The organism is Streptomyces sp. DH37, from assembly GCF_029813835.1.
GTDB lineage: Bacteria > Actinomycetota > Actinomycetes > Streptomycetales > Streptomycetaceae > Streptomyces.
In genome coordinates this window covers 1-11,638 of record NZ_JARVKV010000107.1, presented here as the reverse complement: position 1 = coordinate 11,638, position 11,638 = coordinate 1, and the positions used below count along the sequence as shown (strand labels likewise).

Annotated in this window: 12 protein-coding genes; 7 read left to right on the top strand and 5 right to left on the bottom strand. The window is 74.6% G+C overall.

Features of this window, described 5'->3' with window-relative positions:
- Positions 1 to 182: 182 nt before the first annotated feature.
- Positions 183 to 1,703, bottom strand: a complete 1,521-nt coding sequence (locus tag QC029_RS29500; protein WP_279558907.1) for an alpha/beta fold hydrolase — start codon at positions 1,701 to 1,703, stop codon at positions 183 to 185.
- 17 nt (positions 1,704 to 1,720) lie between these two features.
- The gene (locus QC029_RS29495) at positions 1,721 to 3,211 is read right to left on the bottom strand and encodes an MFS transporter (RefSeq protein WP_279558906.1); all 1,491 of its coding nucleotides are present in this window, start codon (positions 3,209 to 3,211) and stop codon (positions 1,721 to 1,723) included.
- 147 nt (positions 3,212 to 3,358) lie between these two features.
- On the opposite strand from QC029_RS29495, the gene QC029_RS29490 reads away from it, so the two are divergent.
- Together QC029_RS29490 and QC029_RS29485 are read left to right on the top strand one after the other, a co-directional pair.
- The gene (locus QC029_RS29490; protein WP_279558905.1) at positions 3,359 to 3,682 is read left to right on the top strand and encodes a 2Fe-2S iron-sulfur cluster-binding protein; all 324 of its coding nucleotides are present in this window, start codon (positions 3,359 to 3,361) and stop codon (positions 3,680 to 3,682) included.
- Positions 3,682 to 4,929: an NAD(P)/FAD-dependent oxidoreductase gene (locus QC029_RS29485; RefSeq protein WP_279558904.1), complete on the top strand. Its 1,248-nt coding sequence runs from the start codon at positions 3,682 to 3,684 to the stop codon at positions 4,927 to 4,929. The genes QC029_RS29490 and QC029_RS29485 overlap by 1 nt, the downstream gene beginning before the upstream one ends.
- A gap of 58 nt (positions 4,930 to 4,987) precedes the next feature.
- On the opposite strand, the gene QC029_RS29480 is transcribed toward QC029_RS29485, so the two are convergent.
- Both QC029_RS29480 and QC029_RS29475 read right to left on the bottom strand, forming a co-directional pair.
- Entirely contained in the window at positions 4,988 to 6,220 is a 1,233-nt protein-coding gene (locus tag QC029_RS29480) for a cytochrome P450 (protein WP_279558903.1), read from the bottom strand.
- 2 nt (positions 6,221 to 6,222) lie between these two features.
- Positions 6,223 to 7,347, bottom strand: coding sequence for a hydrolase (locus QC029_RS29475; protein ID WP_279558902.1), 1,125 nt, complete (start codon positions 7,345 to 7,347; stop codon positions 6,223 to 6,225).
- Positions 7,348 to 7,691: 344 nt separating this feature from the next.
- On the opposite strand from QC029_RS29475, the gene QC029_RS29470 reads away from it, so the two are divergent.
- Positions 7,692 to 8,165 carry a nuclear transport factor 2 family protein gene (locus QC029_RS29470; RefSeq protein WP_279558901.1) on the top strand — a complete coding sequence of 158 codons (474 nt, stop codon included), beginning with the start codon at positions 7,692 to 7,694 and terminating at the stop codon, positions 8,163 to 8,165.
- 153 nt (positions 8,166 to 8,318) lie between these two features.
- Here QC029_RS29470 and QC029_RS29465 read toward each other — a convergent pair whose 3' ends face one another.
- Positions 8,319 to 8,786: an SRPBCC family protein gene (locus QC029_RS29465; RefSeq protein WP_279558900.1), complete on the bottom strand. Its 468-nt coding sequence runs from the start codon at positions 8,784 to 8,786 to the stop codon at positions 8,319 to 8,321.
- A gap of 200 nt (positions 8,787 to 8,986) precedes the next feature.
- Here QC029_RS29465 and QC029_RS29460 point away from each other — a divergent pair, with 200 nt between their 5' ends.
- The 4 genes from QC029_RS29460 (at position 8,987) to QC029_RS29445 (ending at position 11,565) form a co-directional block, all read left to right on the top strand.
- On the top strand, positions 8,987 to 9,772 hold the full coding sequence (locus QC029_RS29460; protein ID WP_279558899.1) for an SDR family NAD(P)-dependent oxidoreductase: 786 nt from the start codon (positions 8,987 to 8,989) through the stop codon (positions 9,770 to 9,772).
- A 103-nt stretch (positions 9,773 to 9,875) separates the two neighbouring features.
- Positions 9,876 to 10,394 carry a flavin reductase family protein gene (locus QC029_RS29455; protein WP_279558898.1) on the top strand — a complete coding sequence of 173 codons (519 nt, stop codon included), beginning with the start codon at positions 9,876 to 9,878 and terminating at the stop codon, positions 10,392 to 10,394.
- A gap of 35 nt (positions 10,395 to 10,429) precedes the next feature.
- Entirely contained in the window at positions 10,430 to 11,407 is a 978-nt protein-coding gene (locus QC029_RS29450; RefSeq protein ID WP_279558897.1) for an MBL fold metallo-hydrolase, read from the top strand.
- A 35-nt stretch (positions 11,408 to 11,442) separates the two neighbouring features.
- Positions 11,443 to 11,565 carry a hypothetical protein gene (locus QC029_RS29445; protein WP_279558896.1) on the top strand — a complete coding sequence of 41 codons (123 nt, stop codon included), beginning with the start codon at positions 11,443 to 11,445 and terminating at the stop codon, positions 11,563 to 11,565.
- Positions 11,566 to 11,638 lie beyond the last annotated feature (73 nt).

Sequence of the window (11,638 nt, the reverse complement as noted above, 5' to 3'; positions counted from 1 at the left end):
GTTCCCCGGAGACCACTCCGGGGAACCCCGCCCTTCTTTCGGCTTCTCCGACTTCCTGGGCTTCCCTGGCTTCCCCGGCGTTCCGGCGGCGGGGCGGACGGGATGCGCCCGGACCCGGCGGGGCCCGCGTCCGGAGGAGCACGGACGCGGGCCGGGGGAAACGCGGTCGGGCGCGGGCCGGCCTACCCGGCGTCCGCGGGGACGTCGGGCCGCGGGGTCCGGCCCGGGCAGGAGGTCCGGACGGGCGGCAGCTCGCCGTCGGCCAGGTAGCGGTGGACGACCGCGTCCACCGCGGTGTTCCCGCCGAGCACGTACACCTCGTGCTCGCCGGAGTCCTCCACCGTGACCAGGTGGTGGCCGAGCAGCTCGGCCATGGCGACGCCTCCGGCGTAGTGGTCCATGGGGTCGCCGTCGGCCTGGACGACCAGGCCCACCGGGTAGCCGTCGCGCGTGATCCTCGTCGGCTCCTCCGGCGCCCGGAAGGTGCGGAAGGCGCCCACCCACGGCTGGGCGCGCAGCACGCCGTAGCCGTAGGGGAACCGCTCGCGGAAGTCCCGCATGTCGTCGCGGTAGACCCCGAGGTCGGAGGGCCACTCGTGCTCCAGGGTGACGGCCTCCAGCACCCCGGTGCGCAGGTCCCCCTCGTTGTCGGTGGGCCGCCAGGTCCCCTGCTCCGACAGCAGGAGTCCGGCCTTCTCCCCGTCCCCCGAGCCGGCCGCGGTCCGCAGGTCGCCGACCAGCCGGCCCAGCTCGGCCCACTGGCCGCGGTCGCTGGCGCGGGTGCCCACGGCGCCGTCGAACAGCGTCCGCAGCCGGATCCCGTCGGGCAGGTCCCGCAGGAGGCCGACGACCTCCTCCACGGTCTCCAGCACCTGCTCCGGGCCGGTGCCGAGCCCGAAGTGGCCGTGGCGCTCACCGGTCCAGGAGGCCCACCGCTCGACGTTCCGCCGCACCGCGTCGCCCTGCCAGAGGAACTGCTCGCGCCACGTCCACTCCGGGTTGACGCAGGAGTCCAGCACGCTGCGGTCCAGGCGGCCGGGGAACATGCTGCCGTAGACGGCGCCGACGTAGGCCCCGTACGCGTAGCCCACGAAGGAGAGCCTCTCCTCGCCGAGGACGGCCCGGATCACGTCCATGTCCCTGGCCGTGTTCCGGGTGCTGATGTGGGGGCGCAGGTCCCCGCCGGCGCGTTCGCAGGCCAGCTCCCGCAGCCGCATGTCCTCGGCGAGCGCCTCGAAGGCGGAGTCCGGCGGGCGCGAGTCGAACGGGGCCCTGGGCAGGACCACCTCGGCGTACAGCGGGGTGGACGCGCCGGTGCCGCGCGGGTCGAAGCCGATCAGGTCGTAGACCTCGTGCACGGGGGTGCCGGCGAACCGGGCGGGCAGGTCCCGTCCGAGGCCCCAGTCCCCTCCCGGGCCCCCGTTGGCGAAGAGCAGGACGCCGCGCCGCCGCGCGGGGTCCGCGGCCCTCAGCCTGCTCAGCGCGATCGTCAGGCGCTCGCCCCCGGGATCGGCGTAGTCGCGGGGGACCTCGACGGTCGCGTACTCCAGCGGCGGGGCTCCGTCCGCCCCCCGGCGGGCGGACCGCCCTCCGGTGGGCTCGGACGACCACAGCGGTTCCTGTGCGCGGAACTCCCGCAGGGCCTCGGGCGGTGTCTCGGCCGGTGTCTGTCGGGGCCGCTTCGTTCCCACGTTCGTTCCCACGGAAACCTCCACTCTCGTCAGGAGGCCAGGCTGCCGCCCCCGCCTCGAGACGGCCTGGAAGATTCCCGGACCGGGGCCGGGACCGCGAGCGCGGCGAGGAGGCCCGCGAAGGCGAAGAGGGCGGCGCCGGCCAGGGCCAGCCCGTACCCGGAGGCGAGGGCGTGGCGGGCCGCCTCGGAGCCCGCCTCGGCCCCCGCGGAGGCCGTGCGGGCCGAGGCGGCCGTGGCCAGGATCACCAGGCCGAGCGCGCTGCCGAGCTGCCGGGTGGTGTTGAGCAGCCCGGAGGCGAGACCCGCCTGGTGGGGCGGCAGTCCGGCGGTGGCGGCGCTCGTCGTCGCGTTGAGCACCGCGCCCATCCCGAGGCCGAGCAGCAGGGCGGGGCCGAGCAGGTCGGAGACGTAGACGGCCGTCTCGTCCGCGCGGGAGAGCCACAGCAGCCCGGCGACGGAGAGCGACAGGCCGCCCAGCAGGATCGGCCGGGGCCCGGTCCTGGGCACCACGGAGGAGACGCCCCAGCCGCCCACCGCGATGCCGAGCGACAGCGGCAGGTACGCCAGTCCGGTCCGCAGCGGGGAGTAGCCGAGCACGTGCTGGAGGACGAGCGTGAAGAAGTAGAAGGTGCTGAAGAGCGCGGCGATGCTGCAGAAGGCCACGGCGTTGGCCGTGGCGACCGGGCGGTTGCGGAAGACGCCCAGCGGGACCAGGGGGTGCGCGGCGAGCCGCGCCTGGATGAGCAGGAAGAGCGCGAGCAGCGCCACTCCGGCGGTCAGGGCGGTGACGACCTGCGGGGAGCGCCAGCCGTGGGTGTGCGACTCGGCGATGGCGTACACCACCGCCATCAGTCCGAGCGTCACCGTCACGGCGCCGGGGACGTCGAGCCCGCGGCCCTTCTCCGGCCGGCGGGTCTCGGGCACCGCCCAGCGGACGACGGCGAGCAGCGCCAGTCCGAGGGGGACGTTGACGAGCAGGATCCAGCGCCAGGAGAACCACTCGGTGATCATGCCTCCGACGAGGACCCCGATGGCCCCTCCGGCTCCCGACACCGCGCTCCACATCCCGAACGCCCTGGCCCGGGCGGCGGGTTCGGTGAAGTTGGAGCCGAGCACGGTCAGCGTCGCGGGCGCCATGACGGCGGCGCCCAGTCCCTGGAACCCGCGGGCGAGCACCAGCGTCGCGGGCCCGTCCGCCAGCCCGCCCACACAGCTGGCGAGGGTGAACAGCCCGGCTCCGGCCAGGAAGATCCGGCGCTGCCCGAAGAGGTCGGCCAGCCGGCCGCCGAGCAGCAGGAAGCCGCACACGGCGATGGTGTAGGCGTTGTTCACCCACTGGAGCTGGAACCCGCTGCGTTCGAAGCGGAGTTCGTCGCTGATGACCGGCAGGGCCACGTTCACCACCGACGCGTCGAGCACGTTCATGAACTGCCCGAGGCAGCAGGCGACCAGGATGAGGCCGAGGCGTGGCGGGGCCTTGGCGGAGACGGCTGGGTGACGCGTCGTCGATGCGCTCATACGGCGACGCTGGCCCGTGCGCGTCGACGGCCGGTCGCGCCCCGGTCGAGCCGGGCGGTCCTGTCCAGGGGGTCTCCAGCGGCTCCCCAGCGCCCGTTGCGACAGTCCGTGCCGTACACCCCGGACCACGCGCCACGAGGAGGCTCCATGGCCAAGATCACGTACAAGCGTCCCGACGGCACCGAGACGGTCGTGGACGTCTCCGCCCCCAACACGGTCATGCGCGCCGCGAAGATCAACAACATCGAGGGCATCGAGGCCCAGTGCGGCGGCTCCGCGCAGTGCGGCACCTGCCACGTCTACGTCGACGAGGCCAACACCCTGCCGCTGCCCGAGATGCACGAGTCCGAGGACGACGTCCTGTACGGCACGGCCAGCCCGCGCCGCGAGACCAGCAGGCTGAGCTGCCAGCTCCCGGTCTCCGACGCGATCGACGGCCTGGTCGTGCACCTGCCGGAGACCCAGGTCTGATGGCCGGCCAGTCGGTCGTCGTCGTCGGGGCGGGCCAGGCCGGCTCGGACCTCGCCGCGGCACTGCGGAGCGGCGGGTTCACCGGGCGCGTCCACCTGGTGGGGGACGAGGACGCGGTGCCCTACCGCCGTCCCCCGCTGTCCAAGGACTATCTGGCCGGCTCGGCCGGGGACGCGGACGTCGAGCTGCGGCCCGCGTCCTTCTACGCCGACCAGGACATCGACCTGGTGCTCGGCGACCGCGTCGTGGAGATCGACCGCGACCGGCGGGCCGCCGTCCTGGCCTCCGGGCGCTCGCTCCCCTACGGCCGGCTGGTGCTGGCGGTCGGGGCGCGCCCCCGGCGGCTCCCGGTCCCCGGAGCGGACCTGGACGGCGTCCTGACGCTGCGCACCCTGGCGGACGCGCGGAGGCTGCGCCGCGGCCTGCGGGGCGGCGCCCGCCACGTGGTGGTGGTCGGCGGGGGCTTCGTCGGACTGGAACTGGCCGCCACCGCGCGGGCGCTGGGGCACGAGGTCACGGTGGTCGAGGCGCTGCGGCGCGTCATGTCGCGGGCCGTGAGCGACCCCATGGCGCAGTACCTCACCGAGGAGCACCGCCGCCGGGGCGTCCGGGTCCTGACCGGACGCGAGGTGACCGCGCTGCGCGGGGACCGGAGGGGGCGCGTGCGGGTCGTCGAACTCGACGGCGGCGAGCGCATCCCCGCCGAGCTGGTCGTCGTCGGCATCGGCGTGCTGCCCCGCACCGAGCTGGCGGCCGACGCGGGGCTGGCCGTCGGCGACGGCATCCTCGTCGACGGGCGGCTGCGCACCAGCGACCCCGTCGTCCACGCCATCGGCGACTGCGCCCGCTTCTCCGTTCCGGGCCGGACGCGCCGCCTGCGGCTGGAGTCGGTGCAGAACGCGTCCGACCAGGCCCGCTGCGTGGCCTCGGTGATCTGCGGGCGGCCCGACTCCTACGCCGCCGTGCCGTGGTTCTGGTCGGAGCAGTACGAGGCCCGGCTGCAGATCGCCGGCGTCACCGACGGCCACGACCGCACGGTGGTGGCCGGGGACCCGTCGGACGGGCGCTTCTCCGTCTTCTGCTTCCGCGGGGAGCGGCTGCTGGGCGCCGAGTCGGTGAACCGTCCCGCCGACCACATGATCACGCGGCGGCTCCTGGCGGAGGGCGGCGCCGTGCCGTCCCCCGAGGAGGTCGCCCGGCCGGACTTCGACCTCAGGGAGTACCGGCGCCGCCACCAGCCGGCGTGAACGGCGCGCGGCCGGGACCCGTCCTCCGGGTCCCGGCCGCTTCCGTCTCCCGCGGCGGTCACCCCCCGCCCCACGCCACCGGCAGGGACAGGAGGCTGTGGTTGACGTTGCCGGGCTCCCAGCGCAGCTCCTCCTCGGGCACGGCCAGGCGCAGGTCCGGGAAGCGGCGGACGAGCGCCCCGATGGCGATGTTCAGCTCCAGCCGGGCGAGCGGCGCCCCCAGGCAGCGGTGGACGCCGTGGCCGAAGGCGATGTGCCGGCGGCTCTCCTCCCGGGTGAAGTCGAGCCGGTCCGGGTCGGCGAAGACGGCGGCGTCGCGGTTGGCGGACGACAGGATGACGAAGACCGGGTCCCCCTTGGGGATGGTGACCCCGGCGACGGTCACGTCCTCCACGGCCAGCCGCGGGAAACCGGAGGTGTCGGTGGCGAAGAGGTTGACCCCGCGCAGCAGCTCCTCCACCGCGTCCGGGACCTCCTCGGGGTGCTCGTGCAGCCTCCGCCACTGCTCCGGGTGGTGGGCGACCAGGGCGAGGACGGAGTTGGCGAGCTGGCAGGCGGTGGTGTCGAAGCCGGCGCCGAGCAGCGCGTAGCCGAAGACCACCAGTTCCTGCTCGCTGAGCCGGTCGTCCTCGTCGCGGGCCGCGATCAGGGCCGACAGCAGGTCGTCGGCGGGCTCCTCCCGCTTGGCCACGATCATCTGCGACATGTACATGGCCAGGTTGGCCGCGCCCTGCTGCGCCTGCTCCGGCGGGCCGGAGACGGACGCGAACTGCCGCGCCCACAGGTGGAAGTCGTCCCGGTCCCGCACGGGCACCCCGAGCAGTTCGCAGATGACCGTCAGGGGCAGCGGCGAGCACAGGCCCGCCACCAGGTCGGCCGGCGAGCCCGCGGCCGCCATGCCGTCCAGCAGGCCGTCCACCAGCTCCTCGATGCGCGGGCGCAGCTCCTCGATGCGCCGGACGGTGAACGCCTTGGTCACCAGCTTGCGCAGCCGGGTGTGCTCCGGCGGGTCCATCGAGGCGATCATCTCCGGCGGGGCCTTGAGGAACCCGGGGAACTCCGGCGCGCCCGGCCCGTACATCGCCGCCCGGCTCAGCCCGGGCGCGGTCAGCGCCTCGCGCGCCGCCTCGTAGCCGGTCACCACCCAGGTGTGCCCGCCGCCCTCGACGGGCACCCGGGCCACCGGCTCCGCGGCCCGCAGCCGGTCGTACCCGGGCGCGGGGCCGCGGTAGGTCGACCCGGCGAACGGGAAGACCGCCGTCTCCTCGGCTGTCTCTTCGGCCGTGGTCATGTTCACGCCTCCGGGCCGAGGAGCGCGGCCGCGTAGTTCTTCCGCGCGGCGGTGTCGTACTTCAGGGCGACGTGGCTCGCGGCGGCGTTGACGTCCCGCCAGTACCGCTGGAGGGCCAGGCCCTCGCCGAAGCCGCTGGAGCCGCCCGCGGCGACCAGGAGGCCCACGGCCTCGACGGCCAGCTCGGCGGCGAAGGTGGCGTTGCGCTCGTTGCGCGCCATGAGCTCGGGGGTGAACCGGCGCTCGTCGATGACCTCGGCGTTCTGCGCGACCAGGCAGCGGGCCGCGTCGATCATGGCTCCGGCGCGCGTCAGGTGCAGCTCGGTCGAGTGCGTGCGGCGCTTGCCGGTCAGCACGTCGACGGCGGCGTTCAGCGCGCCGGCCGCGGCGCCGACCACGGGCGCTATGAAGGTGAGCCCGCCCACCGCCTGGAAGGGCACGTTGTGCGCGTCCACCCGGGAGGTCCCGTTGCGCCCCGTGAGCATGTCGGTGCGGTCGAAGGTGAGGTGGTCCGGCACGAACAGGCCGTCCACCGCGAGCGTGTGGCTGCCGGTCGCCCGCATGCCGACGCTGTCCCAGGTCTCGCGGACCGTGTACGTCCCCCACGGCAGCGCGAAGAAGCGCAGCCGCGGCGGCCCGTCGCCCCCGGGGACCGCGGCGCAGACCAGGGCCCAGTCGGCGAAGTCGATCCCGCTGACGTAGTTCCACTGCCCGCTCAGCCGCCAGCCCCCGTCCACCGCCGCGGCCCGGCCGGCGGGCATGAGGGCGGTGGCCACGACGACGTCGGGGCCCTCCCCCCACAGGGCGCGGTGGCCCTCCTCCGGGAGGTGTGCCGCGAAGCGGGCCGAGTAGGCGCTCAGCGAGGCGCACCAGGCCGTGGCGGGGCAGCCCTCGCCGACCGTCGTGACCGCGCGGGTCAGCTCGGCGAACGTCCCCTCGGTCCCGTTCCACCGCGCGGCCACGAAGTGGCGGGCGAAACCGGCCTCCCGGATCGCCTCGACCACCTCGGGCGCCAGCTTGCGGGTGCGGTCCGCGTCGGCCGCGTGCTGGGACGCCAGCAGGCGCACCCGCTCGGCGGCCGCCCCCTCGGTGTCCGGCTGTGTGTCGGTCTGCGTGTCGGCGGGCATCCTGGTGACCTCCTGTGGTGGGGATCCGTCCACTGGGCGCCCAGCGTCGTCCCGGACGCTCGAAGCGTGCTGCACCGCCGCTGGACCTGTGCGTCCCCGGAACCGCCCCGGTGCCGCGCCGGCCGGGTCCGCCCGGTGGCGAGGTGTCCGGGTGCGTGCGGTCGCACGGCGGCCGGAGGCCGCGTGCGGCCGGTATCACCTGGGCTTTCGCCGGGGCGGCGAGCGGGGTGGGCCCCGGCCGACGCGGCACTAGCCGCCCGCGACACGGGATCGAGCGGCGTCCCGGAACCTGGCGGCCTCCCGCGCACGACCGGATGCGCGGCGCAGGGCAAGAAGGAGTCGCCGTGTCACAGAAACTGCGTACCGCCCGGCCGCCCCGGGTCTCCGCCGACCTCCACGCGGAGGTCCAGGACTTCTACGCGTACCAGATGCCGTTGCTGGAGGACCGCAGGATCGAGGAGTTCGCCGAGACCTTCACCGAGGACGGCGTCTACGCGCACGCCAAGGACGGCTGGGAGCTGGTGGGCCGGCAGAGCCTGGTCTCCGAGATGCGCGCCGCCGTGCCGCACTACGGCACGTCCGTCTTCCGGCACTGGTTCGACAAGATGGTGATCGAACCCGTCGGCGACGACACGCTCAGGGTCGTCTTCCGCGCCCTGGTGAGCGTCACCGACGAGGAGGGGCGGGTGTCCTTCGAGCCCAGCTCGACCATCGAGGACGTCCTGGTCCGGCGCGGCGGGGAGCTGTACACCAGGTCCCGCACCGTGCGGCACGACATCCCCGACCCGGCGGGCTACTGGTCCGAGCGGCTGGGCTGAGCCCGCGGTCCCGGCCCGGGACGCCACAGGCCGGAGGCCCTGTCCGCGACGGTGCGGACAGGGCCTCCTGCATGCGGCCGACATGTGGTCGGCATGCGGCCGGTGTGTGGCCGGCATGCCCGCGGCCTGCGGCGTCCCGGGCCGGGGAGGGGATCAGAACAGCTTCCCGAAGCGCTCCAGGGTCTCGCCCGGGCTCGGGCCGTCCAGCGCGCCGAAGATGCGCCGCGCGCCCTCGCCGTGCTTGTGCAGCTTCACGTGGGCCAGCTCCACCTTCGTGGTGTTCCCGTCGACCGGCGTGATGTCCACCTCGATCTCGCTGGCGCGCTCGTCGTCGGGGATGGACTGCCAGTTGCCGTCGATCCGCCAGGTCATCACCAGCCGGCGCGGCGGGTCCCACTCCAGGATGCGGCCCCAGGCGATCTCGTTGCCCTCGACGTCCCACTCGTAGTAGCGGCCGTCGACGTGCGGCTCGAAGGCGAGGCCGGCGCGCTCCTTCTTCAGCAGGACGTGGGACGGGGGCCACCAGTCCCCCGGGCGCTCGGTGAAGACCTTGAAGCACTCCTCGGGCGTGGCCGCCACGGTCACCGACTTCCGCACGTCCGGGATCGTCTGCTCGGGCATGGGTCCCTCCTCAGTCCTGGGTTGGCTCCTGGATTGCGCACAACGGACGGCCACACCCTCGCGGCCGGTGCTCGACGGGGTGTCGAGCGCGGCTGGAACCCGCGTCCGGCGGGACGCTTCGAGGAGGAGTCGAGAGACCCGCAAGGTACGCCGGTCACGGTCGTCGTCACCCAAGCCCCCTACGGATACGGGAGAGCACGATGACAGACGCGGAGCGACGGGTCGCCTTCGTCACCGGTGCCACCAGCGGCATCGGACTCGCCGTGACCGAACTGCTGGCCCGCCAGGGCGTCGCGGTGTTCGGCGTGGCGCGTGCCGAGGAGAGCGTGAAGGCGCTGGTGAAGCGGCTGCGCGCGGAGGGTCTGGAGGTGTCCGGCACGGTCTGCGACGTCTCCTCCAGCGAGCAGGTGCGCGCGGCGGTGACCGCGGCGGTGGCCGAGTACGGCCGCATCGACATCCTGGTCAACAACGCCGGCCGGGGCGGCGGCGGCGTCACCGCCGAGATGGCCGACGACCTCTGGCTGGACGTGATCGACACCAACCTCAACGGCACCTTCCGCGTCACCCGCGAGGTGCTGAGCACCGGCCGCATGCGCGAGGGGGACTGGGGCCGGATCATCAACATCGCCTCCACCGGCGGCAAGCAGGGCGTGGAGCTCGCCGCGCCGTACTCCGCCTCCAAGCACGGCGTCGTCGGCTTCACCAAGGCCGTCGGCAAGGAGCTGGCGAAGACCGGGATCACCGTGAACGCCGTCTGCCCCGGCTACGTCGAGACCCCCATGGCCCAGCGCGTGCGCCAGGGCTACGCGGGCCACTGGGGCGTGACGGAGGAGGAGGTCCTGGAGAAGTTCCAGGCGAAGATCCCGCTGGGCCGCTACTCCACCCCGGAGGAGGTCGCCGGCCTGGTCGGCTACCTGGCCTCCGACGTCGCCGCGTCGATCACCGCGCAGGCGCTCAACGTCTGCGGCGGCCTCGGCAACTACTGACCCGCCCACCCGCCGCCACCGGCCGATGGGCCGGCGGCCGACGGCCGACCAGCCAACGACAGCGCGGACCGGGGACGGAGCGCGCAGAGACGGAGCCGGGACCATGACGAACACGGGCACCACACTGCTTGCCGGGCCCGAGCCCGACATCAGCTCCTTCCGCACGGCGATGGGATGCTTCCCCACCGGCGTCACGCTGCTGACGCAGGGCAGCGGGGACGCCCTCTCCGTGATGACCCTCAACAGCCTGACCTCCGTGTCCCTCGACCCCCTGCTGCTGCTGGTCTCGGTGAAGCGGGACGGCCGGATGCGGCCCCGGGTGGCGGCCGGCGGCGGCTTCGCCGTGAACGTGCTGGCCGAGGAGCACCGGCAGCTCTCCGGGGAGTTCGCCCGTCCGGACCGGCCCGCGGGCGCGGAGGCCATGCGGCGCATCGGCGCGGTCGAGGGGGTCACGGGCAACGCGGTCGTCCCCTCGGCGTCGGCCTCCTTCGAGTGCCTGCTGCACGCCGAGCACGAGGCGGGCGACCACGTGCTGCTCGTCGGGCGGGTGGTGGCGCTGCGCTCCGAGCCCGGCGCCCGCCCCCTGCTGTTCCACCGCGGCCGGTACGCCTCGCTCGTCTGAGCGCCCGGCCCCCGACACGTACGGACGGAGAACCGATGGCCACGCCCACGACAACGACCGGGAGCACCGCCTCCACCGCCGCCGCCTCCACCGCCTCCACCGCCGCGCCGTCGCTGGAGGAGGTCGCCGACGGCGTGTACGCCTTCGTCCAGCCGCCGGGCGGCTGGTGCCTGAACAACGCGGGTCTCGTGACGGGCCGGCGCGGGGGCGAGGGCCCGCCCGTGCTGGTCGACACCGCCGCCACCGAGGCCCGCGCCCGGCGGCTGCGCCGGGAGGTCGAGCGGGTCGCCCCGGGCGGGCCCGGCGTCGTCGTCAACACCCACTTCCACGGGGACCACACCTTCGGCAACGGTCAGTTCACGCCGCGGGCGGTGGTCGTCGCGCACGAGGGCACCCGCGCCGACAGCGCCGAGGCCGGGCTCGGACTGTGCGGTCTGTGGCCGGGCGTGGAGTGGGGCGAGGTCCCGCTGACCCTGCCGACGCTGACCTTCCACGACGAGCTCACCCTCCGCGCGGGGGACCTCCGCGTCGAGCTGCTGCACCTGGGTCCCGCGCACACCGCCAACGACGTGGTGGCGTGGGTGCCGGAGCGCGGCGTGCTGTTCACCGGCGACCTGGTCTGGTCGGGGGTGACGCCGTTCGTGCTGATGGGCTCCGTCTCCGGTTCGCTGCGCGCGCTGGCGCGGATGCGGGCCCTCGCCCCGCGGATCGTGGTCCCCGGCCACGGCCCGGTGGGCGGCCCGGAGCTGCTGGACGAGACGGAGGCGTACCTGCGGTGGCTGCTGCGGGTGGCGGAGGAGGCCCTGCGCGACGGGCTCTCCCCGCTGGACGCGGCGCTCCGCACCGACCTGGGCGGTTTCGCCGGCCTGCTCGACCCCGAGCGCCTGGCCGGGAACCTGCACCGCGCCTGCGCGGAGCTGGAGGGACTGCCGCCCGGGGCGCGGATGGACGTGGCCGGTCCCTTCCGGGACATGGTCGAGTACCACGGAGGACTGCCGGACTGCCACGCCTGAGGCGGCGTGCCCGGTCCGGCGGGGAGGAGAGGACGATGATCACCGATGAGCGGGAGCGTGAGTACCTGAGACACGACTTCTGGAGCATCCCGGTCCCCCTGCTGGCCGGAGAGGAGGAGGACACGTCCGAGCCGCACATCTGGCGGGGCATCGACTGACGGTCCCGGCTGTGAGCGCCGTACCCGCGACAGCACCGCGGCGGTGGCCCCTCGAATCCCTTCGAGGGGCCAC